28 protein-coding genes are annotated in these 26,523 nt (G+C 33.2%); 18 read left to right on the forward strand and 10 right to left on the reverse strand.

The window, feature by feature from the left end:
- Window positions 1–6: 6 nt before the first annotated feature.
- Window positions 7–1,134 carry an acyltransferase gene (locus VGE71_RS05270; RefSeq protein WP_331137363.1) on the forward strand — a complete coding sequence of 376 codons (1,128 nt, stop codon included), beginning with the start codon at window positions 7–9 and terminating at the stop codon, window positions 1,132–1,134.
- Between the two features lie 90 nt (window positions 1,135–1,224).
- Here VGE71_RS05270 and tyrS read toward each other — a convergent pair whose 3' ends face one another.
- The 3 genes from tyrS to VGE71_RS05285 all read right to left on the reverse strand — a co-directional run bounded on the left by tyrS (window position 1,225) and on the right by VGE71_RS05285 (window position 4,237).
- On the reverse strand, window positions 1,225–2,427 hold the full coding sequence (tyrS, locus tag VGE71_RS05275; RefSeq protein WP_331137364.1) for a tyrosine--tRNA ligase: 1,203 nt from the start codon (window positions 2,425–2,427) through the stop codon (window positions 1,225–1,227).
- Window positions 2,428–2,820: 393 nt separating this feature from the next.
- Window positions 2,821–3,927: an NADH:flavin oxidoreductase gene (locus VGE71_RS05280; RefSeq protein WP_331137365.1), complete on the reverse strand. Its 1,107-nt coding sequence runs from the start codon at window positions 3,925–3,927 to the stop codon at window positions 2,821–2,823.
- 7 nt (window positions 3,928–3,934) lie between these two features.
- The gene (locus tag VGE71_RS05285) at window positions 3,935–4,237 is read right to left on the reverse strand and encodes an ArsR/SmtB family transcription factor (RefSeq protein ID WP_091496855.1); all 303 of its coding nucleotides are present in this window, start codon (window positions 4,235–4,237) and stop codon (window positions 3,935–3,937) included.
- A 338-nt stretch (window positions 4,238–4,575) separates the two neighbouring features.
- Here VGE71_RS05285 and VGE71_RS05290 point away from each other — a divergent pair, with 338 nt between their 5' ends.
- Window positions 4,576–5,070, forward strand: coding sequence for a TlpA disulfide reductase family protein (locus VGE71_RS05290; RefSeq protein ID WP_331137366.1), 495 nt, complete (start codon window positions 4,576–4,578; stop codon window positions 5,068–5,070).
- A 154-nt stretch (window positions 5,071–5,224) separates the two neighbouring features.
- Here the strand turns inward: VGE71_RS05290 and VGE71_RS05295 are convergent, their stop codons facing one another.
- Complete coding sequence (locus VGE71_RS05295; RefSeq protein WP_331137367.1) at window positions 5,225–5,605, reverse strand: hypothetical protein; 381 nt, start codon at window positions 5,603–5,605, stop codon at window positions 5,225–5,227.
- A gap of 241 nt (window positions 5,606–5,846) precedes the next feature.
- On the opposite strand from VGE71_RS05295, the gene galA reads away from it, so the two are divergent.
- Window positions 5,847–8,639 carry a beta-galactosidase GalA gene (gene galA, locus VGE71_RS05300; protein ID WP_331137368.1) on the forward strand — a complete coding sequence of 931 codons (2,793 nt, stop codon included), beginning with the start codon at window positions 5,847–5,849 and terminating at the stop codon, window positions 8,637–8,639.
- Between the two features lie 41 nt (window positions 8,640–8,680).
- Here galA and VGE71_RS05305 read toward each other — a convergent pair whose 3' ends face one another.
- Window positions 8,681–8,953, reverse strand: coding sequence for a hypothetical protein (locus VGE71_RS05305; protein WP_331137369.1), 273 nt, complete (start codon window positions 8,951–8,953; stop codon window positions 8,681–8,683).
- 49 nt (window positions 8,954–9,002) lie between these two features.
- Between VGE71_RS05305 and VGE71_RS05310 the strand changes: the two genes are divergently transcribed.
- The 4 genes from VGE71_RS05310 to VGE71_RS05325 all read left to right on the forward strand — a co-directional run bounded on the left by VGE71_RS05310 (window position 9,003) and on the right by VGE71_RS05325 (window position 12,976).
- On the forward strand, window positions 9,003–9,872 hold the full coding sequence (locus tag VGE71_RS05310) for a helix-turn-helix transcriptional regulator (RefSeq protein ID WP_331137370.1): 870 nt from the start codon (window positions 9,003–9,005) through the stop codon (window positions 9,870–9,872).
- Window positions 9,873–10,163: 291 nt separating this feature from the next.
- Window positions 10,164–10,571: a cupin domain-containing protein gene (locus VGE71_RS05315; protein ID WP_331137371.1), complete on the forward strand. Its 408-nt coding sequence runs from the start codon at window positions 10,164–10,166 to the stop codon at window positions 10,569–10,571.
- A gap of 204 nt (window positions 10,572–10,775) precedes the next feature.
- Entirely contained in the window at window positions 10,776–11,828 is a 1,053-nt protein-coding gene (locus VGE71_RS05320; protein WP_331137372.1) for an NAD(P)-dependent alcohol dehydrogenase, read from the forward strand.
- Between the two features lie 164 nt (window positions 11,829–11,992).
- Window positions 11,993–12,976 (forward strand): aldo/keto reductase, encoded by a 984-nt coding sequence (locus VGE71_RS05325; RefSeq protein ID WP_331137373.1) that lies wholly within the window; start codon window positions 11,993–11,995, stop codon window positions 12,974–12,976.
- 230 nt (window positions 12,977–13,206) lie between these two features.
- Here the strand turns inward: VGE71_RS05325 and VGE71_RS05330 are convergent, their stop codons facing one another.
- Window positions 13,207–13,794: a DUF4142 domain-containing protein gene (locus tag VGE71_RS05330; protein ID WP_331137374.1), complete on the reverse strand. Its 588-nt coding sequence runs from the start codon at window positions 13,792–13,794 to the stop codon at window positions 13,207–13,209.
- A gap of 147 nt (window positions 13,795–13,941) precedes the next feature.
- Here VGE71_RS05330 and VGE71_RS05335 point away from each other — a divergent pair, with 147 nt between their 5' ends.
- From VGE71_RS05335 to VGE71_RS05355, 5 genes are all read left to right on the forward strand, one after another.
- Window positions 13,942–14,814, forward strand: a complete 873-nt coding sequence (locus tag VGE71_RS05335; protein ID WP_331137375.1) for an XAC2610-related protein — start codon at window positions 13,942–13,944, stop codon at window positions 14,812–14,814.
- Window positions 14,815–15,051: 237 nt separating this feature from the next.
- A complete protein-coding gene (locus VGE71_RS05340; protein WP_331137376.1) occupies window positions 15,052–15,291 on the forward strand; it encodes a DUF7218 family protein in 240 nt (79 codons plus the stop codon).
- 41 nt (window positions 15,292–15,332) lie between these two features.
- The gene (locus VGE71_RS05345; protein WP_331137377.1) at window positions 15,333–16,427 is read left to right on the forward strand and encodes a DNA topoisomerase IB; all 1,095 of its coding nucleotides are present in this window, start codon (window positions 15,333–15,335) and stop codon (window positions 16,425–16,427) included.
- A gap of 88 nt (window positions 16,428–16,515) precedes the next feature.
- The gene (locus VGE71_RS05350; RefSeq protein WP_073417710.1) at window positions 16,516–16,677 is read left to right on the forward strand and encodes a DUF1328 domain-containing protein; all 162 of its coding nucleotides are present in this window, start codon (window positions 16,516–16,518) and stop codon (window positions 16,675–16,677) included.
- A 90-nt stretch (window positions 16,678–16,767) separates the two neighbouring features.
- The gene (locus VGE71_RS05355) at window positions 16,768–17,412 is read left to right on the forward strand and encodes a DUF5661 family protein (RefSeq protein WP_331137378.1); all 645 of its coding nucleotides are present in this window, start codon (window positions 16,768–16,770) and stop codon (window positions 17,410–17,412) included.
- A gap of 80 nt (window positions 17,413–17,492) precedes the next feature.
- Here the strand turns inward: VGE71_RS05355 and VGE71_RS05360 are convergent, their stop codons facing one another.
- Complete coding sequence (locus VGE71_RS05360) at window positions 17,493–18,038, reverse strand: hypothetical protein (RefSeq protein WP_331137379.1); 546 nt, start codon at window positions 18,036–18,038, stop codon at window positions 17,493–17,495.
- Between the two features lie 188 nt (window positions 18,039–18,226).
- On the opposite strand from VGE71_RS05360, the gene VGE71_RS05365 reads away from it, so the two are divergent.
- The 3 genes from VGE71_RS05365 to VGE71_RS05375 all read left to right on the forward strand — a co-directional run bounded on the left by VGE71_RS05365 (window position 18,227) and on the right by VGE71_RS05375 (window position 20,324).
- Window positions 18,227–18,811 (forward strand): ferritin-like domain-containing protein, encoded by a 585-nt coding sequence (locus VGE71_RS05365; RefSeq protein ID WP_331137380.1) that lies wholly within the window; start codon window positions 18,227–18,229, stop codon window positions 18,809–18,811.
- Window positions 18,812–18,876: 65 nt separating this feature from the next.
- Window positions 18,877–19,608 carry a DNA-formamidopyrimidine glycosylase family protein gene (locus VGE71_RS05370; RefSeq protein WP_331137381.1) on the forward strand — a complete coding sequence of 244 codons (732 nt, stop codon included), beginning with the start codon at window positions 18,877–18,879 and terminating at the stop codon, window positions 19,606–19,608.
- Window positions 19,605–20,324 (forward strand): DUF72 domain-containing protein, encoded by a 720-nt coding sequence (locus VGE71_RS05375; protein ID WP_331137382.1) that lies wholly within the window; start codon window positions 19,605–19,607, stop codon window positions 20,322–20,324. The genes VGE71_RS05370 and VGE71_RS05375 overlap by 4 nt, the downstream gene beginning before the upstream one ends.
- 167 nt (window positions 20,325–20,491) lie before the next feature.
- Here the strand turns inward: VGE71_RS05375 and VGE71_RS05380 are convergent, their stop codons facing one another.
- Window positions 20,492–21,070, reverse strand: coding sequence for a pyridoxamine 5'-phosphate oxidase family protein (locus VGE71_RS05380; protein ID WP_331137383.1), 579 nt, complete (start codon window positions 21,068–21,070; stop codon window positions 20,492–20,494).
- A 109-nt stretch (window positions 21,071–21,179) separates the two neighbouring features.
- On the opposite strand from VGE71_RS05380, the gene VGE71_RS05385 reads away from it, so the two are divergent.
- Window positions 21,180–21,647 (forward strand): response regulator, encoded by a 468-nt coding sequence (locus VGE71_RS05385; RefSeq protein WP_331137384.1) that lies wholly within the window; start codon window positions 21,180–21,182, stop codon window positions 21,645–21,647.
- 1 nt (window position 21,648) lies between these two features.
- Here the strand turns inward: VGE71_RS05385 and VGE71_RS05390 are convergent, their stop codons facing one another.
- Complete coding sequence (locus VGE71_RS05390) at window positions 21,649–24,456, reverse strand: PAS domain S-box protein (RefSeq protein WP_331137385.1); 2,808 nt, start codon at window positions 24,454–24,456, stop codon at window positions 21,649–21,651.
- A gap of 198 nt (window positions 24,457–24,654) precedes the next feature.
- On the opposite strand from VGE71_RS05390, the gene VGE71_RS05395 reads away from it, so the two are divergent.
- Complete coding sequence (locus tag VGE71_RS05395) at window positions 24,655–24,996, forward strand: hypothetical protein (RefSeq protein WP_331137386.1); 342 nt, start codon at window positions 24,655–24,657, stop codon at window positions 24,994–24,996.
- A 331-nt stretch (window positions 24,997–25,327) separates the two neighbouring features.
- Entirely contained in the window at window positions 25,328–26,137 is an 810-nt protein-coding gene (locus VGE71_RS05400; RefSeq protein WP_331137387.1) for a hypothetical protein, read from the forward strand.
- 66 nt (window positions 26,138–26,203) lie between these two features.
- Here the strand turns inward: VGE71_RS05400 and VGE71_RS05405 are convergent, their stop codons facing one another.
- The gene (locus VGE71_RS05405) at window positions 26,204–26,464 is read right to left on the reverse strand and encodes a SemiSWEET transporter (RefSeq protein ID WP_331137388.1); all 261 of its coding nucleotides are present in this window, start codon (window positions 26,462–26,464) and stop codon (window positions 26,204–26,206) included.
- Between the last annotated feature and the right edge of the window lie 59 nt (window positions 26,465–26,523).

The following is a 26,523-nucleotide window of genomic DNA, read 5'->3' on the forward strand; positions in this document are numbered from 1 at the left end:
ACCCAAATGAATATTAAACCAAAAAAACATTACGAAATTTTAGATGGATTACGTGGAGTAGCAGCTATTCTGGTTGTTGCTTTTCACATTTTTGAAGCTTTTGCAGGCGGAAACCGTTTTAAACAAATTATCAATCACGGATATCTGGCAGTAGATTTCTTTTTCCTTTTATCGGGATTTGTTGTCGCTTATGCGTATGACGATCGTTGGGAAAAAATGACACAATGGGAGTTTTACAAACGCCGTTTGATTCGTTTACAGCCAATGGTAATCATGGGAATGATCATTGGAGCCATATTTTATTATTTTCAAGCTTCGGATATATTGTTTCCAATGATTGGAGGAATGGAAGCCTGGAAAGTCATTTTAACCATGGTAATTGGATTTACTTTGCTACCAATTCCGCCGTCATTAGAAATTAGAGGTTGGGGCGAAATGCATCCTTTAAATGGTCCGGCATGGTCGCTTTTCTTCGAATATATTGCAAATATCTTGTACGCCTTAATCTTTCGTAAATTTTCGAATAAAGTACTATCGGTTTTTGTATTGATATTTGCCGGATTGTTGATTAATTATACTGTTTTTGGCCCAAAAGGAGATGTAATTGGAGGATGGTCATTGAATTTAGAGCAATTGAATGTTGGTTTTACACGACTATTATTTCCATTTTTTGCTGGAGTTTTATTATGTCGTTTAGGGAAATTAATTCACGTAAAAAATGCGTTTTGGATTTGCAGTATTTTAATCACGATTGTTTTGGCATTGCCAAGATTTGGAGATGAAAATAGCCTTTGGATGAATGGAATTTACGAATCAATCTGTATTATTTTCATTTTTCCATTAATTGTTGCCATTGGAGCAGGAGGAGAAATCAAGAATGAAACTTCTTTAAAAATCTGTAAAGCTTTAGGTGATATTTCATATCCAATTTATATTACACATTATCCATTAATTTATTGGTTTACCGCTTGGGTTGTAGATAATAAAGTTTCGATGAAAGACGGATACATGGAAGGAATTGGAGTTTTAATCGCGAGTATAATTATGGCATTTGTATGTTTAAAATTATACGATGAACCAGTTAGAAATTGGCTGGTAAAGAAGTTTCAAAATAAAAAGCAAGTAACAGCATAAAGAGTTTTTTAGAGTTTGTAATTTTTGTTAGTTACAAATACGAAAAGGGATAAAACGTTTTGTTTTATCCCTTTTTTAATGAGATCAAATTTATTGCAGTTCATAAAAATTTCGCTTCCCAATTTTAATCTTAGTTTCTTTTTTTAATGAAATCATTTCGTACGGATCAATAATTTTTTCATTATTAATCTGAACGGCACCACTTTCAATCAATCTTCGGTTAGCCGATTTTGTAATGTCATTTTTTATAAAAGCACAAAGATCAATTAATGAAATTTCTTCTGATTTATTTTCTAAAGAAGAAATCGAAACAGGAAGAAAAGATTTTGTTGCTGCATTTTTGCTTTGAAATTGATTGATGAAAAATTGCTCTGCTTGTTCCGCATCATTTTGATTGTGGTACTGACTGATAATATTTTTTGCAATCATTTTTTTGATATTCATCGGATTTTCATTCTCCAATCTTTTCTTGATTTCTTGTTTTTCTTCGAATGAAAAATCAGTTGTCAATTCTAAAAACTCTAGAATAAGATCATCAGGAATTGACATGGTTTTGCCAAACATTTCATTGGGTTCATCAATCAATCCAATGGTGTTGTGAAGTGATTTGCTCATTTTTTCTTTTCCGTCTAATCCTTTCAACAAAGGCATACACATTACAATTTGTCCTGAAAGTTTAAAACTTTCTTGTAATTGTCTTCCCATGGTGCAATTAAACAATTGATCTGTTCCACCCATTTCGATATCAGCATTGATTTTAACCGAATCAAAACCTTGTAAAATGGGGTAAACCAGTTCGTGCATGGCAATTGGTGTATTCTCTGTAAATCGTTTGTTGAAATCATTTCGATGCATTAATTGCGCAACTGTGACATTCGACATAATCTGAATTACTTCAGAAAAAGGAAGTTCATCCAGCCATTCCGAATTGAAAACAATTTTAGCTTTTTCAACATCAATAATTTTAGACAATTGCGAAATGTATGTTTCGGCATTGTGCTGAACTTCTTCAATGCTCAGCGGTTTTCGGCTTTTGTTTTTTCCTGTCGGATCGCCAATTCTGGCTGTAAAACTTCCAACAACGATTACGATTTTATGACCTAAATCCTGAAATTGCTTTAGCTTTTTTAAAACAACCGCATGTCCCAAATGCAAATCGGGAGCTGTTGGATCAAAGCCCAGTTTGATAATCAATTTTCTGTTTTCTTTTTCAGCTTGGTTTAATTTTTCTTCTAAGCCATTTTCGGGAAGAAAGATGGCGGCATTTTCTTTTAATTTTTGAATTGTTTCCATTTTTTTGAAAATAAAAAAGCCCGGACAAAATGCCCGGGCTTTAAGGTTTATATAATTTTTATCTGTTTAAATTACAGTTTTGAATTCGTTGAATTATATGCATAGCCTTTCCGAGCAAGTATTATTGCATAATAATAAGTGCTGAAAAATGGAAGACGTAATATGCTGTTCAAGAATTTCATATCGACTGCAAATGTAAATAATAAAATCTAATTTAATCTGCTGAAATCCTTTTAAAATCTGCGTGAAATACTTTTGCGCATCGATTTTTTTATGCAGATATATACAGATTAAAGTAGATTTACACAGATTTGAGTATTGTAGAAAATAACAAAGGTTCAAAGGAAAAACTTTGTCCCTTTGAACCTTTGCAACTTTGTATCTTAAAAAAAGTTATTCTAGAACTAACTGTCCTAAAGCTTCTTTAGTAAAACCTTTTAATTCATCCGTTTTTCCAGCTTTGATTTTAGCAACCCAATTTGGATCAGATAAAAGAGGTCTTCCAACGGCAACCAAATCAAAATCGCCTCTGTCGAAACGTCTGTTTAACTCTTCTAAAGAAGTTGGTTCAGAACTTTCTCCTGCAAATGCGCCAAAGAAATCACCAGAAAGACCAACAGAACCTACTGTGATAGTTGGCGCGCCAGTTACTTTTTTAGCCCATCCAGCAAAATTCAAATCAGAACCCTCGAATTCTGGCTCCCAGAAACGACGTTGTGAAGCGTGAATAATATCAACACCAGCATCAACAAGAGGAGTAAGCCAAGCTTCTAATTCTTGCGGATTTTTAGCTAATTTATAATTGTAGTCAGAAGGTTTAAATTGAGAAAAACGCATGATAACTGCGAAGTCATTTCCAACTTGTTTTCTTACTTCTTTAATTACCTCGATAGCAAAACGATTACGTTCAGGAAGTGTTTTTCCACCGTAAATATCTTCACGTAAATTCGTTTCAGCATTAAAGAATTGGTCGATTAAATAGCCATGTGCTCCATGAAGTTCGATAGTATCAAAACCTAATCTTTTAGCGTCAGCGGCAGCTTTTCCAAAAGCTAGAATGGTATCTTCAATATCTTTTTCAGTCATGGCAACACCATTTCTAAAATCAGGACGATTTAATCCAGACGGACCTTCAAAAGGAACAGGAGGAACCCATCCAGAATGGTGGTTGTCCATAATTCCCATATGCCAGATTTGCGGTCCCATTTTTCCGCCCGCAGCGTGAACTTCGTCAATTACTTTTTTCCATCCATTTAAAGCTAGATCGCCATGAAAATGAGGAACATTAGCATCATTAGAAGAAGATTTTCTGTCAATAACAGTTCCTTCAGATAAAATTAAACCAACTTCGCCTTCAGCTCTTTTTTGGTAGTAAGCAGCGACTTCATCAGTTGGAACTCCATTAGGAGAAAAAGAGCGCGTCATTGGCGCCATTACGATTCGGTTTTTCAGATTTAACGTTTTTAAGTTAAATGGAGAAAACAGGTTGTTTGTACTCATAGTAATTTTACAAATTAGATTGAATTAATTTACTGAGTGCTTCAAAGGCACCTTCGTTACGTTTATAATAAGTCCATTGTCCAACACGTTTGGCTTCGATAAAACCAGCGCGCTGCAAAATAGACAGGTATTCGGATACTGTGGATTGTGTTAAACCAGCTTTGGCTTGAATCTGCCCAACGCAGACACCATGCTCAAAACCAGCATGTTCAAGCTGTCCCGGAAAGTTAATTTCGGGTTCTTTTAACCATTCCAGCATTTGTAATCTGGATTTGTTGGATAATGCTTTAAAAATTTCGATCGTTTCCATGAAACAAATATATCGACTTTTCTCGATATACCAATTAAGAGAAAAATATTTAGGATAATTTTATGATTGGGAGAGAATGAATAATACAGAATAAAGTTTTTTAAGTTCAAGAAATTTTATGAAAGAAAATTTATATTTGCTTTTAGGATAATCTCGCAAAACTGTGTGAGTGATTCTCATTTTTGTCATTTCGACGAAGGAGAAATCTCCGCTAGTAGCTCCGCATAGGATGTCGCCAATCTTTGTCGAGTTTCTCGTGGAGATTTCTCCTTCGTCGAAATAATAGTGCGCTGATTATAAGATTGAAAAAGAAAACCCCCAAATAATTAAACTTAATCATGAAAAAAACTTTACTTATTGCAGCATTTTTATGTTGTATCGTAACGAGTACAAAAGCACAAGTAGTAGGTGTAAATATTGGAGATATTGCTCCAGAAATTGAGCTTCCAGATACAAAAGGAGAAAACATATCGCTTTCTTCTTTAAGAGGTTCTTTGGTTTTAGTTGACTTTTGGGCTTCTTGGTGCGGCCCTTGCATCAAAGAACAGCCTGTTTTAATAAAATTACACAATGCTTATCCAGATAAATTATCAATTTATGGCGTTTCTATGGATACTAAAAAGCCATTATGGACCGCAGCAATCACAAAAGGGAAATTACCTTGGACAAATGTTAGTGATTTAAAATACTGGCAATCTCCAGTTGTTGGTGATTATAAATTGCAATCTGTTCCGTTGAACTTTTTAATCGATAAAAACGGAATTATTTTAGCAAAAAATATTCACGGACAGGCTTTAGAAGCTAAAATTAAGGAGCTTTTAGAGGTACAATAGTTTTTTCTTAACCGCAAAGGCGCTAAGGTTTACGCTAAGCACGCTAAGAAAAAAAACTTTGCGAACCTTGCGTAAACCTTTAGCGCCTTTGTGGTTAAAAACAAAAAGTCCGATCAACTAAGATCAGACTTTTAATTTTTAATTCTAAATTTTCTTAAGACTCTTTAATAATTTTCTTTACACCTCCAAAATTAGTTTTCAGCATTTCTCTAATCTGAAACTGTGTTTTGTTTCCCGATGCGCTTTTCCAATCTTTCAAATCAAAAATATGAATTTGATCTGCATAAGGATTCGTTAAAAATGAAATTCGTGAAATGGCATATTTATAGTATTTCAGTTCGTGAGAAACATGTCGATTTGGAACCACAATTAGTATGTTTTCCCATTTCAGAAAGTCCTTCGGAACATCATTTCTTTCTGTCAATCCTAAAGATTCAAAAAAAGCAACAATCTTTTGATCATTAAGTTCATTAATCTTATGATCTAAGGTTTTGAATTTACTTTGGAGTCTATTTTCGTTTATAATAGCACTCATAATTTTCTTGCTTTTTTATGATTTTAAAATAAAGTTACATCAAAAGAAAATCATTTTTGAATTTGAGGCTATTAGATTCATTCTAAATTTTGAAACCCATTTTAGAACTTTATATATGAATGAGTTATCATATTTTGATAAAATACTATTAATGTTTCTTCTGTAAAAGCCTTATTTTTATCACTATTTGAATTTACTAACAAACCAACCTATGAAAACCACTTTTCCTCAAAGAATAATTATGTCTTTTTTTCTCCTGTTTTTATTTCAAGCTTTTGCACAAAATAAATCGGTTAGAGAATTAACTTTAATTGATAAAGATTGGCGGTTTTCATTCGGACATTTATACGATACCAAAAAAGATTTCGGTCATGCAGAAGGCTACTTTTCGTATTTAACCAAAACAGGTTTTGGTGACGGACCTGCTGCAAAAGATTTTGACGATCGAGCTTGGAGAAAATTAGATTTACCGCACGATTGGGCAGTCGAACAACCCTTTAGCGAAAGCGCAAGTTTCAGCCACGGATTTAAAGCAGCTGGAAAAAATTATCCAGAAAAAAGCATTGGCTGGTACAGAAAAAAAATCACCATTCCGAATGAGGATTTAGGAAAGATTATTTCTTTGAAATTCGATGGTGTTTTTAGAAATTCAAAAGTCTTTTTTAACGGTTTTTACTTAGGAACAGAAGAAAGTGGTTACAATGGTTTTGAATACGATGTATCGGCTTATGTCAATTATGGAGGAGAAAATACCATCGTTGTTCGAGTTGATGCTTCGATGGAAGAAGGTTGGTTTTATGAAGGAGCAGGAATTTACAGACATGTGTATTTGCAGAAGACAAATCCGATTCATGTAGTTCAAAATGGAACTTATGTGACTTCTGAATTGGTAGATAATGATGCAGTGGTTACAGTAGATATAAAGATTAAAAATCAAGGAAAATTTAAAGGCTCGATTGAAATAATTCAAACCATTTTTGATGCGAAAAATAAGCAGGTTGCGGTTTCTTCTGAAAATATATTGGCTCCAGAATTTTATCAAACTATTGATTATAGTTCAAAGTTACGTGTTGAAAAACCATTTTTATGGGATATTGATTCGCCAAATTTATATCAATTAATTACCAAGATAAAGAAAGACGGAAAAGAAATTGACAGTTATAAAACTTCTTTCGGAATTAGAACTATTGAATTTAATCCAGAAAATGGTTTTTTCCTTAACGGAAAACATGTAAAATTGAAAGGAACTAATAATCATCAAGATCATGCCGGAATTGGAACGGCGCTTCCAGATGAAATTCAGTATTACAGAATTCAGAAACTGAAAGAAATGGGCTCAAATGCCTATCGCTGTTCTCATCATCCGCCAACGCCTGAATTATTAGACGCTTGTGATAAATTAGGAATGCTGGTTATTGATGAAACCCGTTTGATGGGAATCAACGATTATCATTTAAATGATTTACAACGAATGATAGAGCGCGACCGCAATCATCCAAGTATTTTCTGCTGGTCGGTTGGAAATGAAGAATGGCAGATTGAAGGCGGAATTACTGGCGAAAGAATTACCAATATCATGCAGGATTTCAGCAAAAGTATCGATCCGACAAGACCTGTAACAGTAGGAATCAGCAGCGGATTTAAAAGCGGAATTTCTAATGTAGTTGAAATTATGGGATACAATTATCTTGGAAACGGAGATATTGATGCGCATAGAAATCAATTTAAACAACAACCCGGAATGGGAACCGAAGAAGGTTCTACATTTGCAACGCGAGGAATTTATTTTACAGATGATACCAAACATTACCAAAGCGCTTATGACAAAAAGCCAAGACCTACTTTTTACAGTATAGAAGAAGGCTGGAAATTTTATGCTGAAAGACCTTATTTGGCAGGAATGTTCATTTGGACAGGTTTTGATTATCGTGGTGAACCAACTCCTTACGGCTGGCTATCTGTAACTTCTTATTTCGGAATGATGGATGTTTGCGGTTTCCCAAAAGATAATGTTTTCTACCTTAAATCGTGGTGGGGAAAAGAGCCAGTTTTACATTTACTGCCACATTGGAATTGGAGCGGAATGGAAGGCAAAGAAATCGATGTTTGGGCGTATTCTAATTGTGATGAAGTAGAGCTTTTTCTCAACAAAAAAAGTTTAGGAAAAAAGAAAATGGAACAAAACGGACATTTAGAATGGAAAGTAAATTATGCTCCAGGAACTTTGGAAGCCGTTGGTTATAAAAACGGAAAAAAAGTACTTTCTGATATTCAAAAAACAACGGGAAAAGTAGAAAATATCAAATTGTCATTAGATAAAGAAAATGTTTTGAAAGGAAACGTTTCTGTTGTAACAGTTGAAACTACAGATAAAAATAGTTTGCATGTTCCAACGGCAAACGACGAAATTACGTTCTCTATTAAAGGCGGAAAAATTTTAGGAGTAGGAAATGGAGATCCAACTTCGTTAGAAAGCGATCAGTTTATTGATGACATTGTTTTGGTTGCTATAAGTAATTTTAAGGAACAAAAAGGTTCAAGTACTATTCTTCCTCAGAATTTGCCAAATTATAACGAAAATGAATGGACAGAAGCTTTTAAAAATCGAGATTATAAAAAACAAGCACCATCGTATATTTATAAAGGAGAATTTGAATTGAAAAATAATTCGGTTTCCAATGTGGTGAGTTTTTTTTATAAAAAAATAGGAGTAGAAACTGTTGTTTTTATTAATGGAAATAAAGTAAATCCAAGTGCAGAAGATCCTCAAAAGTATGTTTTGAATGCATCCATTTTAAAGCAAGGAAAAAATACAATCCATATTGCAGCCACTCCATTACAAAAAGTAAAAGACTGGGATGTAATGAACACAGACCCAGGAATTATTCAAGTTATAACACCAGCAGAACCTTGGAAAAGGAAACTGTTTAATGGCTATGCGCAAATAATCATCCGGAAAGATGAAAATGCTAAAGAAGTGGTTTTGTCTGCTTCTGCAAAGAGATTACGAGCAGGAACTTTAGTTGTAAAATAGTTTCAAGCTTGAAGTAGTTTAACCGCAAAGAGCGCTAAGAATTACGCAAGGTTCGCAAGTTTTTTTTTAAATTGAAATGAATTGCGTCCAGCTTTAGCTGGATGTACAAAAAAGGCTTTAGCCAAACAGTTCTTAGTTTGGCTAAAGCCTTTTTTGTACATAAATAGTAAACCTCCAGTTAAAACTGGAGGCGATTCAAATAAACTTTGCGTCTTAGCGACTTTGCGAGCATTTTTTCTTTCAAAATAAAAACTTTGCTCCCGATGTCTATCGGGATTGCGAAAAATCTTAGCGCTCTTTGCGGTAAAAATCAAAACAAAAAATTAACAAAAGAATAATGTTTGATTTTCATAACTTTGCAAAATGAATAATCAAACAGAAACTCAGAATTGTGATTTCACTTCAGATTTGAAGATGAAAGGTTTTAAAGTATATCCTATAAATGGAGATTTTAGTAAAGTTCCCGTTTACAGCCGAAGAGACTTTTATAAAATCTGCATCAATACCAGCAAGAGCATCATACAATACGCGGACCGCGGCATAGAAACCGACGGGACAATTCTGTTTTTCGGTAATCCGATTATTCCTTATTCTTGGGAAACAGTTTCAGAGAAATATGAAGGTTATGCTTGTGTTTTTACAGAAGAGTTTTTTAAAACCAAGGATCGATCAGAAACACTTCATGAATCGCCTTTGTTTAAAATTGGAGGAACACCAATCTTTACTTTAAACGCTGAGCAAAAGGTTTTTATCGATTCATTATTCCAGAAAATGATCGAAGAATATGAAACCGATTATGCATTCAAAGACGATTTAATGCGCAGTTACGTCAATTTGATTATTCATGAATCAATGAAAATGCAGCCTTCGGAGAATTTCTTTAAACATAAAAATGCATCTTCGAGAATTACTTCTTTGTTTTTAGAATTGTTGGAAAGACAATTTCCTATTGAAACCAAAAATCAGCCTTTAGCTTTAAAAACACCACAAGATTACGCGCAAAGTCTTTCTGTGCACGTAAATCACTTAAATCGTTCGGTAAAAGAAATTACAGGTAGACCAACTACAGCACATATTACCGACAGAGTGATTAACGAAGCAAAAGCTTTATTGCAGCACACCGATTGGAGTATTTCTGATATTGGTTATTCGCTTGGATTTGAATATCCGAGTTACTTCAATAATTATTTTAAAAGACTTACAGGAACGGTTCCGAAATCGCTTCGAATGTAAATTGTTTCAATTTCTTAATTTTTTGTTTGAATATTGTTATTTCCCGACATTAGTATTGCACTACATTTGTCCCGAAATAAACAACGAATCATTGTATCAGTTTTTAAAAGACTAAATAATACTTCACAAAAGCGATTTCTTGCTTTCCTGTTTGGTTTTAAATTTTGATCAAAAAAATATTAAATTTTAAAGTATTAATTAAAAATGTAATCTCCTTTTAAAAAGAGATTCGATGTTCTGATTGTTTAAACAACTTTTAAAATAAATTATTAACCTAAAAACAACGAAATTATGTCGACACTTTTCACTGCCGTAACCGAAGAAGGTAAAATTCCAAATACTTATATGACAGGTGAAGTGTCATATAAGAAGCAGACGAGCGAAATTCATCCTGAAAATACTGTGATCAAAGATGTTTCTTTTGAACCAGGGGCAAGAAGCAATTGGCACAGTAACACTAGTCTGCAATTAATCATTGTAACAAACGGAATTGGGTATTACCAAGAAAGAGGCGGGCAAATCAATCTTATCGAAAAAGGAAAAGTAATTACCGTTTTACCAGGTGTAGAACATTGGTACGGCGCAACACCAACATCAAAATATTCTCATATTTCTATTAGTACAGAAGTAGATAAAGGTTTTGGAGTTTGGCTCGAAAGCGTAACCGATGAAGAGTATTATTCTTTCGAAAGATGCTAAGATTCTAAGTTGCTGAGATTCTAAGATTTTTCTCGTAGATTTTACTGATTCGTAACAGATTTTATTTTTTGATTAGAAGAAAATAATCGAAATTTATATAAGTATTTGTATATCAATATGAATCAGCAGAATTCCTATGCCAATTTCTTAACGGTTTTAACTTCAAACTTGAAACAAAAACAAAAAACAAACAAACTATAAATTATGGAAACAAAAAGTATTAAAGCCTTTGGAACAGAAGCAGCCGAAGCCCCTTTACAAACATTAGATATTAAAAGAAGAGAAGTACAAGCACACGACGTAGAAATCGAGATTTTGTATTGTGGAATTTGTCATTCCGATTTGCATTCGGCTAGAAACGAATGGCATGGTACAATGTATCCAATTGTTCCTGGACACGAAATCGTTGGGCGTGTGACAAAAGTGGGAGATCACGTTAAAAACTTCAAAGTAGGACAATTAGCGGGCGTTGGTTGTATGGTTGATTCTTGCAGAGAATGCGATCATTGCAAAAACGATTTGGAACAATATTGTGATGAAGGAAATATATTGACATTCAATTCTCCAGACAAACATTTAGGTGGACATACATTTGGGGGCTATTCACAAAGTATTGTAGTTGATGAAAATTATGTACTGCATATTTCAGATAAGTTAGATTTAGCTGGAGTTGCTCCATTGCTTTGCGCAGGAATCACAACTTATTCTCCATTAAGACATTGGAAAGTTGGTCCTGGTCAAAAAGTTGGAATCGTTGGAATTGGTGGTTTAGGACATATGGGAATCAAATTGGCTAAAGCTATGGGAGCTCATGTAGTTGTCTTTACAACATCTTTGTCAAAGTTTGACGCAGCAAAAGATCTTGGTGCTGATGAAGTAGTTTTATCTACAGATCCAGAACAAATGGCGAAACATGCAAAAAGCTTAAATTTTATTTTAGATTGCGTTTCGGCTGAACACAGCATCGATGCTTACTTAAACTTGCTAAAAGTTGACGGAACTTTAACGCTTGTAGGCGCGCCAATGGAACCACTTCCTGTAACTTCATTCAGTCTTTTGTTAGGAAGAAGAAGTTTCGCAGGTTCTGCTATTGGAGGAATTGCCGAAACTCAAGAAATGCTTGATTTCTGTGCAGAACACAACATCACGGCAGACATTGAATTAATTGGTGTTAACGACGTAAATGACGCTTACGAAAGATTATTAAAAGGAGATATTAAATATCGTTTTGTAATTGATATGGCGTCTTTAAAATAAGGTTCAAAGCAGCAAAGGCTCAAAGGGACAAAGTTTTCCAATCTTTGAGTTGAAAATGGAAAGCTATATCAGCGAACAAAAAATAATAAAGGCTCTAAGATACGGGGAATTAAAGCTTTGAGCCTCTGTTCCTTTGAGCCTTTGTGCCTAAAAAAAAGAAAAAAATGCAAACACGTAAACTAGGAAATAGCAGCTTAGAAGTCTCTACTTTGGGGCTTGGCTGTATGGGAATGAGTTTTGGTTACGGACCTGCTCATGATAAAAATGAAATGATTAGTCTGCTTCGTTCGGCTTATGAAAAAGGAATTACGTTTTTTGATACAGCAGAATGTTACGGACCGTTTTTGAATGAAGAATTATTGGGAGAAGCATTATCGCCTTTTCGCGATAAAGTTGTTATTGCCACGAAATTCGGTTTTCTGGAAGGCGATTCTAAAAAAGGATTAGACAGCCGTCCCGAATGGATTAGAAAAAGCGTTGAAGGTTCGTTAAAGAGATTGAACACAGACGTGATCGATTTGTATTATCAGCATCGTGTAGATCCAAATGTGCCAATGGAAGACGTTGCAGGAACTATAAAAGACTTGATTCAGGAAGGAAAAGTAAAACATTTTGGACTTTCAGAAGCGGGTGTCGAAAGTATTCGTCGTGCGCATGCAGTTCAGCCTGTGACAGCATTGCAAAGCGAATATTCACTTTGGTGGAGAACTCCTGAGGAAGAAATTTTTCCAGTTTTAGAAGAATTAGGAATTGGATTTGTGCCTTTCAGTCCGTTGGGAAGAGGATTTTTAACCGCTAAAATTGACGAAAACACACAATTTGACAGTACAGATTTTAGAAATACTTTACCACGTTTCACACCAGAAGCTAGAAAAGTAAATCAGGCTTTAGTCGATTTGTTATCGAAAATTGCAGCAGAAAAAGGAGCAACAAATGCACAAGTAGCGCTCGCTTGGATTTTGGCTCAAAAACCATGGATTGCACCAATTCCAGGAACAACAAAATTACATCGTTTAGAAGAAAATTTGGGTGCATTAGATTTAAAACTTACAGAACAAGATTTGGCAGAAATTGAAAATGCTGCTTCAAAAATTAAAATTGAAGGTTCAAGATATCCAGAACATTTGCAAAAGCAAGCTGGAAAGTAATTTTCAAAGTTACAAAGGCTCAAAGGTTCAAAGTTGCAAAGGCAAAACCTTTGAGCCTTTGCAACTTTGAACCTCTGCACCTTAAAAAGGAAACCCCTCAAGCAATTCAACTCTTGAGGGGTTTTTTAGCAAAGATTTGAGGTTCTTAGATTCTCAATAGCTTAGAATCTTAGAATCTCAGAATCTTAGCATTTAAAAAAAAAAATAAATAATAACCAATTAAATTTATTTTACTTTTTGTCTAGGTTTTGTTTCAACATTTTAGCATGTTCTAAATGTGCTGTCAAACCTGCAATATTGTTAGAAGCCCAAGTTCTTACTTCTTGATCGTTAGCATCTTTCGCGGCTTTCTCTAATTTTTTAATTGCTTTTTCGTGACCATCAATCATCATGTCAGCGAATTTTTTATCGAAATCAACACCTGTTTTTTCATTCAGTTTATTGTATTCCTCTTGTCCTTCTTCAGTTAAAGAAGTTGGAAGCGTAAAGTTTTTCGCTTTCGCTAAAGTACTTACTTCAGATGCCGATTTAGTGTGCTCATCAACAAGCATTTTACCAAATTTTTTCACTTCAGCATTAGTACTTTTAGTTTGTGCTAATTTACCTATTTCGATTTCAGCTAAATTAATTTCCGCTTGATCTACCAAGAATTCAGAATCATCTTCTTTACTATCGATAGAGTCAAATTTAGCCTCGTTTGCATCTTCTGCTACTTCTTTTGGATCTTCTTGTTTGGTTTCGTTTTTACAAGATTGAAGACATAATACAAGAAGTCCTGCTCCTAAAATAGTTTTTCCGGCTAATAATAACTTTTTCATGATTTTAATAGTTTAATGTTATAATGTAAAATTATTGAGAACATGTAAGAAAATTTTACAGGATTTTTATGGATTGTTATAGGATTTGGATGCTGTATAAAATTTAGAAAATGTATGTTTGTAATACTATTGAAAATAAAAAGCTTCATGAAACAAAAAATTACAATCCTATTTCTTTTAGCGACAGCTTTCCTATCAGCCCAAATAAGTTATAAAGGTTTCATAGATAAATATCCGATCGAATTTGTCTCTGATGTATATTCTGATGGAGTTGGATCAGCAATTTATGCTTATTCTAATTATGATACTCCAATTGTTTTAAATGCAAAACTTACAGGAAAATCGCTGGTTTTAATTGAAAAAGATAAAAATGACAAGGAAACAGCAAAACTGACTTTCGAAAATTACGACGAGAAAAGCAATCAATTAAGCGGAACGTGGAAAGATTTAAATTCAGGAAAAGAACTCAAAATTTCTTTAACAAAAGAGTTTGATATCAATTACGGAAATGATGTAGAATGGACAGAAAGAGAAATTTTACAACCTGTTTCATTTAAAGACAAATATTTTAAATTAGTTATTACTAAAGAAAAAGGTAGTTTTTACTCAAGAGTTTCGGCTATAAAAATCATCGAAAAAAAGACTGATAAATTAATTCAGAAAATCAATGTACAATGCCAGCTTTGGGGATTGTATAATGTTGCTGTCGGAGATTATAATTTTGATGGATTTGAAGAATTTTCTGTTTTCGAATCTAGTTATGCAGGACCCAATACTTCCAGAATCTATTTTCTTTTTAATCCGAAAACAGGCAAATATTTTGAAAGCAGTTTTAGCGGCACTTCTTTAGAATTTGACAGCAAAAAGAAAAGAATTTATGAACATAATCAATGTTGTGCAGGAAGAAGTCATGAAAATGCCGAATATAAAGTTGTTAATAACAAAATGGTTTTAATAAAAAAGACTTGTATGGAATATGATGAAAAAACGCAGGATTACAAGACGATTAAATGTGATTAGTTTTATAATGTATTAAGTATAAGAAATCCCAACTCCGAAGAGTTGGGATTTTTTTTGACCAACCATCAACCATCAACAATTGACAATTAACAATTAAGATTTTACATTTCCTCTTTCACAATTCCCATCCCACAAATTTGAAAATTCTGGACAAAATTCTATAACGGAATCGTCTTACTTTTGAGGAACTTTGACTTATCAGATTTTTAGAATTTAATCCTATAAAAAATAGAAATCATGCCAGATCCAAGAATTAAGAATGAAGAGCAGTATGAAGCGTTGGTGAAAAAAGGATACAGCAAAGAAAAATCGGCTCGTATTGCCAATACGCCAGATGCAGGAAAGAAAGGTGGAAAAGCAAAACCTTATGAAGAATGGACCAAAGAAGAACTTCAAAAACAAGCCAGTAAAGTGGGGATAAAAGGAAGATCTTATATGAATAAAAAAGACTTAATTGATTCTTTAAGAAATAATTAAAATTTAAAATGAATTATTAGTGTGATAAAAATTTAAATATCATGAATGCTGCGAGAAAAGAAGTTTTAATGGATCAATTGATAAAAGCACCACATTTAGTTATCGAAAAACTAGACTTGGAGTATATAAATGATAATCAATTGACGATTGTAAGATGTCGCGAAGGAGAGAATTTCGTTTATAAAAAAAACGGAAGAGATGTAAAAAGCAAAAATGAAATTAAACGCATTAATAGTTTGGTATTGCCTCCGGCTTGGGAAAATGTTCGTATAACAGATGTTACAAACGGTCATTTACAAGCAGTTGGAACAGATGTAAAAAACAGAAAACAATACCGTTATCATCCGAAATGGAATCTGATTCGTAATCAGACTAAGTTTTACAAAATAGCGGCATTTGGTGCGAAACTTCCATCAATTAGAAAACAAGTTGATCTTGATTTGGAAAAGAAAGAATGGTCGAAAGAAAAAGTAACGGCTTTAGTCATTCGATTGATGGAGGAAACGCACATCAGGATTGGAAACGAAAAATACGCAAAAGACAATAAGTCTTACGGACTTTCGACTTTGCGAAAACGTCATATCAATATCAACAAAAATTCACTTCGATTTGAATTTATTGGTAAAAAAGGAAAACAGCACACCATTACAACTCGAAATAAAAAGTTGATAAAATTGGTCAGCCGTTGTGAAGAAATTCCAGGATATGAAGTGTTTAAATACTATGATAAAAACGGTGAAAAGAAGATTTTAGACAGTCACGCCGTGAATGAATATCTGCACAATATTTCTGGAGAAGATTTTAGTGCCAAAGATTTTAGAACATGGGCTGCGTCGATTATTTTCTTTGAAAGTTTAATGGAAATGGGAGTTACTTCTGATGAAAAGGAAATCAAACAGAATGTCATAACGGCTTTTGATTTAACGGCAGAAGCGCTCGGAAATACTAGAAAAGTATGCAAAGATTATTACGTTCATCCACTTTTGATTTCGACTTATGAAGATGGTTCTATTCAGAAATATTTTGATAGAGCAAAGAAAAGCCGAAGCACGAAAAAGTATTTTACAAAATCAGAAATCGCATTTTCTGAATTGATTCGGCATTACGAAGTCAATTTTGAATCGGAATGTTCATAAAAATAAAAGAGTTAGGGCATCTCTCGAAAAGCTTAAAATTTACATACAAACAGAATCAAAAATCAGTATTAACTAAAAAACTATTATTATGTTACGTTGGACAGTCACATTTATTATTCTAGCCATAGTGGCGGGAATATTTGGTTTTGGTGGAATTGCCGCTGGAGCCGCTAGTATAGCAAAAATTTTATTCTTCATATTTTTAGTCTTATTCATTATTTCACTAATCAGTGGAAGAACGAGAGTATAATAAAAATAGCAGTAAAATAAAGAATTCATAAAACGACACATTTATTTCGATAATGTGTCGTTTTGTGGTTAAAATTAAAAAATAGAAATCATGGGAACAAAAAGCGGTGCTTATCAGGATGTTTACATCAAAAGAGAAGACGAAATGGTAAGTTTGAAAAATGATGTCACAGATTTTTGCGAAAAATACATAAAGCCTGTTCATCCCAAAAATTGGGATTGGTCGGTTCGTGATTTTGAAAATCCTGAGAACGATCCGACAATTGCAGAAGCAAGAGCTATAGCAAACGTGGTTTTTAGGGATTTATGCAGCAAACAAACAGATGTTGATCTTTCGACTATGAATAATGTGCATGCGATAAAAGCCTATTTAGATCCGAATAGTAAACATGAAGCTTTTAATATGGAAGAATTCGCTTTTGCCTTAAAAGTAGAATTGGAGCACGGAAGAGTAAAAGACGTAAATGTGACCAATAATCATCCGTTTTTAACCGCTATGATTGCACTTGCCCATATGACCGAAAGTTTGACTTACTACAAGAGATTGAAAGTAATGGAAGCGGAAGGAGAAATCTATGAAATTGTTAGAAAACTGGAAACTTCTCCAAAAGGAAAAGAACAATGGTATATAGAATTGGGCAAAGCTGAACAAGAACTGAACGAAGCGCGGGCGGGATTAGCAGAACGTCTAGCGCGAATGGACGATATCCCAGTATTGAAAATTATTGGAGATTAAGTAGTTGAATTTTTTAAACTCAAAAAAACCGTCTCGTTTTTTAACGGACGGTTTTTTCTTTTTATAATATTAAAATCGATTTAAAAACGACGAGGATCATTTTCAGGATATTCTTCGTCATCATTATCTTCCTGGACATCATCTTCTATATAATCGTTTTCATGTTCATCGATGTCTTCTTCAACATAATCATCTTCATCTTCCTCGTCTTCCTCATCATCCTCGTCTTCGTCCAAATCTTCCAAAACATCTTCTGTTTCGTTAAAGTCGTAATCGTCTTCTCCAGCATCTGAAGGATTGTCTAATTCGTCCACTTCATCTTCGTAATCGTCGCCTTCAAGTTCTACTTCGTAAACATCATCATTATTGTCTTCCAAATCTCTGTCCGTATGAAAATCGTCGTTTAAATCATCCAAATCGTCATCAGACATATAATCTTCCTGATCAGGGTTTGGTCTGTTCGGATTATATCCGTTTCTAACAGTGTAACCACGTTCTGCTATTTCAGCATTATCATTGTCGGGTTGACGAATATCATCTTTTAAGTCTTCTCCTAAATTTCTGTCATTAGAGAAATGATTCTGAATATCTCTATTTAAACTGTTTTTTTTATCTGTAGTGTTCATGACGTTTTGTTTTTATGATTTCTATATTACAAAGCTACCGATGAAATTGCACGTATTTTTATAGAATTGTATAGTCTAATTGTATAATTAACAGATGTTTAGAATGCAATTTATATTGTAAATCATATAACCAGTCCGATTTTAGAGGTCCTAATTTTATAATCTTATTAATCGTAAAAATTATTACCATGAAAACTACAGATAGTAAAGCAACATCTGCAAAAACAACCGCTAAAAAAGAAACAACCCCAAGAGGAGTTACGAAGCCAAAATCAAATGCAGCTTCTGGTTTAACAGAATTATTTGAAGAAGCATTAAAAGATATTTACTGGGCAGAAAAAGCGCTGACCAAAGCATTGCCAACGATGGTAAAGAATGCTTCTTCAGTAGAATTGAAAGATGCAATCGACAATCATTTAACTGAAACAGAAGAGCAAATTGCGCGTTTAGAACAAGTATTTAAAATTATTGGTCAAAAAGCCACAGCAAAAAAATGCGATGCTATGGAGGGTTTGATTGAAGAAGCAAAAGGAATGTTGGAAGAAACTGAAATTGGCGTTGTACGTGATGCAGCAATTATTGCGGCAAGTCAAAAAATTGAACATTATGAAATTGCCACTTACGGAACATTGAGACAATTTGCAGAAACACTAGGATTGCCAGAAGCAGCAACTTTATTGGAACAAACACTCGATGAGGAAAAAGGAGCCGATAAAATATTGACTGAAGTTGCCGTAAATGCAGTTAATCTTGAAGCTGCTGAAATTGAATAAAGAATAAAAATGTATTTAAAAGTGCAGTTTTTAAGACTGCACTTTTTTCATAAATAAAAGAATTTATGCCCGAAGGTCCTTCCATAGTAATTTTAAAAGAAGAAGTACAGCAATTTACTGGAAAGAAAATCATTTCTGTTTCTGGAAATGCTGCTATTGATATTTCCCGATTAAAGAATAAAACGATAAACGCTTTTAAAACCTGGGGAAAACATTTTTTAATTTGTTTTGATTCTTTCACCGTAAAAATTCACATGTTAATGTTTGGAACATACAGAATCAACGAACGTAAAGAATCTAAACCGCGATTAAGTTTGGTTTTTGAAGATGGAGAACTTAATTTTTATACTTGTTCGGTTAAATTATTAGAAGGAGATATCAATACTTATTATGACTGGAGTGTTGATGTAATGAATGAAGACTGGAATCCAAAAAAAGCTCAGATAAGTTTAGAAAAATGGTCGGATAAAATGATCTGTGATGCCATTCTCGATCAGGATATTTTTGCTGGAGTGGGGAATATCATTAAAAATGAGGTTTTGTACCGCTGTTATATTCATCCAGAATCTATTGTTGGAAAAATGTCATCAAATGATATCAGTCAGATTATTGCCGAATGCTCGACGTACAGTTTCGAATTTTTATACTGGAAAAAGAAATTTGAACTCAAACAGCATTGGGAAGCCTATACAAAAAATGTTTGTCTGAGATGTAATCTTCCATTTCATAAAAAGAAAACAGGAGAACGAAAGCGCAGAAGTTTTTTCTGCACCAACTGTCAAGAATTATATATATGAAAAATAAAGTATTAATAGGATGTTCAAGCTTTTACAACAGTTTCTGGAAAAGCATATTTTACCCCAATAATCTGCCTTCAAAAAAATGGTTTGAATTTTATTGCCAACATTTTAATACTTACGAATTTAATGGTAGTTTTTATAAATTTCCAACGCTTAAAATTTTTCAGAATTGGTACAACAAATCGCCAGAAGCCTTTATATTTTCAATAAAAGTACCAAAAGAAATCACACATATTAAAAAGCTTTATGATTGTGAAGGACTTTTGCATGACTTTTATGAAGTCTGTATAAACGGAATGAGAGATAAATTGGGTGCTATTTTATTCCAATTTCCGCCTAGTTATGCTTTTAGCAAAGAAAAACTCGATGCTATAATTGGGATTTTAAATTATGATTTTCAAAATGTAATCGAATTTCGTCACGAAAGCTGGTGGAATGTTGAGGTATGGAATTCTTTTAAAGAAAACAATATCACTTTTTGTAGTGTAAGTCATCCAGATTTACCGCAAACTATATTTACAGATTTTCCTTTGCTATATATCCGATTTCATGGAGTTCCACGAATGTTTCATTCGAGTTATTCTACAACAGAATTGACAGATTTAGTGGCTAAAATTGATTTAAAAAAAACAGGATATGTTTATTTTAACAATACGGCAAGTGAAGCTGGAATTTTGAATGCTTTAGAATTAAAACGAATGAATAATAGTTGAGTTTGTTGCGGTTAAATAAAAACTTAAAATTTAATAGCCACAGATTAAAAGGATTAAAAGGATTTTTAAAAATCTAAATAATCATTTTAATCTGTGGCTAAACTTTTTATATAAATTCCTTGCGTTTCTTTGCGAAAACTTTGCATTCATTGCGGTTAAATAAAAAACTACAATTTCAAACTTCCTTCAATTCCGTCATCCATTGTTTTTCCTGTTACAAAAGCGGCAGTCATTTTGGCGATGGCAACCATTTTCCCGTTTTTATTATTCCAGTAGTAACCATCTTCAGGAACAACTTTAATGACACTCAAATTCGGATCGTCTTCGCCTCCAGGCATCCATATTTTAACTTCTGGACTCCACAGTTCTTTGATCGTTTCTTTATCATGCTCAATACTTGCTGTTCCGTGCAAAGTAAGAAACTTATCGTGAGGCTCCGAAAAAAAGATTTCGACCATTGGATTTAAAGTAATTTCAGCATTTTGACTACTGTTTCTGTCCGATAAGAACCAAAGTTGTCCCTTATCATCGATTTTTTGAACAGACATTGGTCTTGACTGTAATCTGTATTCGTTATAAGTACAAAACATGCATGTTTTTATATTTTCTGCCAGATCTTTTATTTTATCTACAGCAAATTCATCTTTAAGGTCTTTATGATCTCCCATGATATTGTGTTTTAAGTTTGTATATGTTTGAAAAACAAATAGATATTTGTCTGAATAATGATAAAGTAAAGTTGCCATTTTTATCCCTTTTCTTATTATATAATTAACCTGATAAATTATGAGATTTCAATTTGATATTTTGTAAGAATATGATTTATCACTCATTATCGGATAAAAAGCAGTATATTTGGATAAATTAAAATTTACTCCCAAAAGTACGATGGCTGATTATACTATATTTTATACGGATGATGATGACGATGATTTAAGCATTTTTACCGATGCAGTAGAATCTATGCCACAGAAAATCACACTTCAAACTTATACAGGAGGAGATAAATTGTTGCATGCCATTTCTAATAATTCATCTCCTGCACCTTATGTTGTTTTTTTAGATTTAAATATGCCAGGAAAAAACGGCTTTGATGTATTAGAGGAACTTCGAAAATCTGATTCCCAAAAAGATATACCTGTACTTATTTATTCGACTTCGAGTGAACCGGGTATTATTGAAAAATGTCGTATTCTTGGTGCAAACGGTTTTATTACAAAACCAGTTTTAATGAGTGACATCATCAAATCTATAGAACATGCTTTGCAGATTGATTGGAGTAAATTCATTCCTACCAAATCCAATTTTGTGCTCAAATATTGATTTACGATAAATCGGGAATGTAGACATTAAATACAGATCCTTTGCCTTTTTCGCTAGAAACTGTAATGAAACCTTTATGGTTTTCAACGATTTTTTTCACAATCGCTAGACCGATTCCTGTTCCTTTAAATTCGCTTTCAGTGTTCAAACGCTGAAAAACTTCAAAAATCTTGTCTTTATAGGCAAGTTCAAAACCTATTCCGTTATCAGAAACTTTAAGATGATGATATAATTTGTCTTTGAATTCAGCTTCTGGTAACGAACTCCCATTCACTTCTGTGACTGAAATTTTTACTTTTGGGATAACATCTTTGCGAGTAAATTTCAAGGCATTTTCGACCAAATTGTGTAGCAATTGTCTAAATTGAAACTGAATGAGTGAGGCTTCGCCTAAATCGCCATATTCTACAATAGCATTTTTTTCTTCAATTCGATCTGAGAAATCGCTTATTACTTCTTCGGCAATTTCGTTTATTTTCACAGTTGTAAAAACGCGATCGGCTGAATTGGCGCGGGAATATGTAAGTAAATCTTGTATTAAAGTTTGCATTTTTTTTGCCGAAACTTCAATTCTTCCCAAATAGGTTTTGGCGGTTGCCGAAATATTCTGATCATCCAAATCTGAAAGTCGGCTGGCAAAAGTTTGTATTTTACGCAAAGGTTCCTGCAAATCATGACTTGAGATATAAGCAAACGACTGTAGTTCGATATTCATATTGACTAAATCTCGATTTTTAAGTTCCAGTTGTGTGGTACGTTCAATAATTTGTTCTTCTAGTTGATTGGTAAAGTTTTTTTGTTCTTCGATATCAGTGCTGGTACCAACCCACATTTGTATTTTGCCGAATTCATCTATTTGTGCAATCGCACGACTGAGTTGCCATCTGTATTCGCCATCATAACGTTTAAAACGATGTACAAATAGAAAATCATGTCCTGTTTTTACAGACTCCATCCAGAGTTTTACATTTTCTTCCCGATCATCTGGGTGCACGACTTGCAGCCAGCCGTTTTTCTCAATTTCTTTTTTCGAAAATCCGCAATAGCTATAAAAAGTTTCATTGAAATAATTGAGATTTCCAATGGAGTCACTTGTCCAAATTAATTGCGGAATAGAATCGGCAAGGAGTCTGAATTTTTTCTCGCTCTTGAGTAATATTTCCTGATTTTCTTTTTCATCGGTAATATCCATTACCGTTCCGATCATTTTTGCAGGTTCTTTGTTATCATCATAAAATATCTTGCCATGAACTTTTATCCAGCTTATGGTTTGGTCTAATTTCTGAATGCGCGCTTCATATCTGTAAATACTCGTTTTTAAAGCTTTTTCAAAGGCTTTCAGAACAATAGGCTCATCTTCTGGAAGAATTCGGTTTCTAATATCTTGATGCACGATTTTAGTACTTTTTTCAAAACCGAAAATTTCCAATAAATTATCGCTGTAGATTAGTTTTTTATTTTGAAGATTTAAATCCCACATAGCAATTTCTCCAATTTCTGCTGCTAATCTGGCTCTTTCTTCTGCAGTTTCGACTTTTTTTCTGGCTTTAACTTTAGAAGTAACATCATTGACAGTTACCATTATACCAGACGATTTTCCGTTTTTTTCGTACAGCGGCGTATATTCGTAATCGAGATAGAATTTTTTTAGTTTTCCTTTAATATCCACATAAGCAATTGATTCGTTTTCACGGATTGTTTTGCCTTCATCACGCACTTCATTTAATAATTCTGGATATTTTTGATTGGCTAATTCAGGAAAAACTTCCAATAAAGGTTTTCCGATAGTGTCTTTTTCTTCTCTTTGCCAAATCGTATACAACATGGTATGATTGGCTAACTCGATAGTATGGTCTTTCCCTCTAAAAATAGCCATTGCCATAGGAGAATCCATAAAAATATTTCGAAATGCTTTTTCACTTTCAGTTAGAAGATGTCTTCCTTTTACTTCTTCAGTTATTTCATAAGCAACAACAATAACTCCGGTAATGGAATTTTCTTCCTTTAAAGGATAAAAAACAAGATTAAAATAAGCTAATTCTTCTTTGTTGTAACGATTTAATGTTACAGTAAATTCATCTGCAAAATAAGGTTCACCAGTTTCAAAAACATTTTTCAAAATTGGGTAGGCTGTTTCTTTAGATTCGGGAACAGAATCAAAAATAGGTTTATTCAAAAGATCATTTTCTGTTCTGTCAATAATATGAAGATAAGTGGTATTTGCCATTTCAACGACTAGATCTTCTCCTTTCAAAATGCAGATTCCAAGAGGTAATTGTTTGACTGTATTTCTAAAACGTCTTTCGCTTTCTGCCAGTTTTTTTTGAGTAAGTACTTGATTGGTTGTTTCATTGCAAATAACTAAGACACCGTTTGTTTTTCCGTTTTCATCATTTACAGGACTGTAGCTAAAGGTCCAGTAAACATCTTCCATTTTTCCGTTTCTATAAATCGGAAGCAATTGATTTTCATGCCATGTAGCTTCACCTTTTTGCAGAACCTGATCAATTAAAGGTTTAATAAAATCCCAGATTTCTGGCCAGTATTCCGCACCTTTTTCGCCAAGAATAGACGGATGTTTACCATTGTTTCCTAAACTAGGACGATAAGCATCATTATAAAAACAAATATGATCTTGTCCCCAAAACAAAAACATTGGGAATTTGGAGTTTAGTAAAATGCCAAGAGTCGTACGAAGACTCTGCGGCCAATTTTCTATTGGTCCAACGGATGTTTTGCTCCAATCTTTGGCACGGGTAAGCTTACCCATTTCTCCTCCGTTTGCCAAAAAATCATAATTAGTGTTCATTAAAAAAGGATTGTTATGGTCTTGTACTGATATTAAAGGTCGTATAAAAATGTCTAACTAATTTTAAACACAGTTAAAATTAAGAAAAAATAAATATTCAATTGAAGCCGATTTTTGAATGAGCTAAGATTAAAATCGTTAGAGTTAATTTTATCTGTTTTCAATGCAGAAATTTGATAAACAGTTAAAATAAAAGTTATGAAACGAGAAGATTCAAAACACGAGATAGACTATATAAAAAAATATACGGAGCAAGGTTATACAGGAACATATTTGTTTGAAGACAATCATTTGATTGATGCAGAAACTAAAGAAGTATATCAGCCTGAAGATATTTTTATTGTAGCACACCATCGCTATGAAGGTATGAGCGATCCAGATGATATGTCTATTTTATATGTGATCGAGACAAAAGATAATAGAAAAGGAACTCATTTATTAGGATATGGCCCAACAGCAGATTTGGAAGAAGCAGAATTCTTTAAAGATATACCAAAAGCCAATTATTCGAAAAATTCAGATATAAATGAAGTGATATAAAGAATAGAAATAGATTGGTATTTTTATTTTGCTGATGAGCAGTTGTTTCAAATTTATTTGAGGCAGCTGCTTTTTTTTGAGGTTCAAAGTAACAAAGTGACAAAGGTCCAAAGAGACAAAGGAGGAAAAGACTTATGCTTAAAAAACTCTGTCACTTTGTTACTTTGAACCTTTGTTACTTCAATAAAGAAATTATGAAATATCTCTCCAAAATTGTATAAAGAATTGATTGACAACATAGACGAAATTTGGAGTATAGAAAATGAAATAAAACCAAAGTTGGTTTTTATGTAATAATCACAAACATTTCTATTAAACCAAAACCTATACAATGAAGAAACTTTACATAAACACTGGAGGATTTGATGCTGTCTTTAATAATTTTAAAGATAGTTTTGGTGGTGACTTAACGATTACAGCCAATGAGTATAAACTTACTTTCAAATCAAAATGGGCAAACGGAAGTATTTCTGGAGCTCGCTTTGAAAAAGAAATGACTTACCTGAATTTTGATCTCACTTTTAATGAAGAAGTAAATTTGAGTATTGAGTCTAATCCTTTCATTCCAGTATTTTTTGTGTATTGCGAAAAAGGGAGTCTTTTGCACAGTTTTGGTGCAAATGGAGACCTAAAATCTTTAGAGAAAAATCAATCTGGTATTATGAGTAATTCCTCATCAATAAACAGTGTTTTGTATTTTGAAAGTCATAAACACATTCAATTTTCATTAATCGGAATTCCAACAATTGTAGAAAATGTAGAGAATGAGTTTGTTTCGGATGTTAAAAGAATATTTACAAACGAATCTGGAAATTATATCTATACCGGATCCGAAAATCATAAAATAGAACAGAAGTTTCAAGAATTAAATACAATTCCGAAACAAGGAACAGTTCGTTATTTGTTGATGAGAAGTATTTTACGAGAAATTTTAGAACTGGAAATTGCACAGCACAGTTACAATTATTTAACTGCTTTTAACCCGATTTTGAATTTTGCATCTAAGCAAATCAATGAAATCAAAAAGTTACATACAGTTGCTGTAATTGCGCCATTGCAATTCATTAAAAGAAGTTTGCAGACACGAACTTTAAAACAGCAATTAGAATTAAAACCATACAACCAAAAATTAGCTAGCTAGAAAGCCTCACATATTCTTCACCAAAAAAAACAGCTTCACCGAGCTGTTTTTTTATTTTTAAGAGAATTATTCTTTTTCGTAATGCAGAATAAAATAAACCATGATCAAGTTTAAAAAAAGCGAAATGCTGTTTGTAATAATAATAGGCCAATCGCTTTTCAAAATGCCATACACAATCCATACCGCGATTCCAAAAGTTAGAATGGCAAACATTTTAAGCGAAATTTCTTTTACTTTTTTGGTTTTCCAAACTTTCAAAATCTGCGGAACTGTTGAGATTGTGATACAAGCTCCAGCAAATAAACCAATTATATCTATGTAGTTCATTTCTTAAGGTTCTAAGGTTCTGAGAGGCTGAGGTTCTAAGTTTTTTAAAACTTTGCGTC

The sequence above is a fragment of the Flavobacterium sp. genome, assembly GCF_036405015.1.
Taxonomy (GTDB): Bacteria; Bacteroidota; Bacteroidia; order Flavobacteriales; family Flavobacteriaceae; genus Flavobacterium.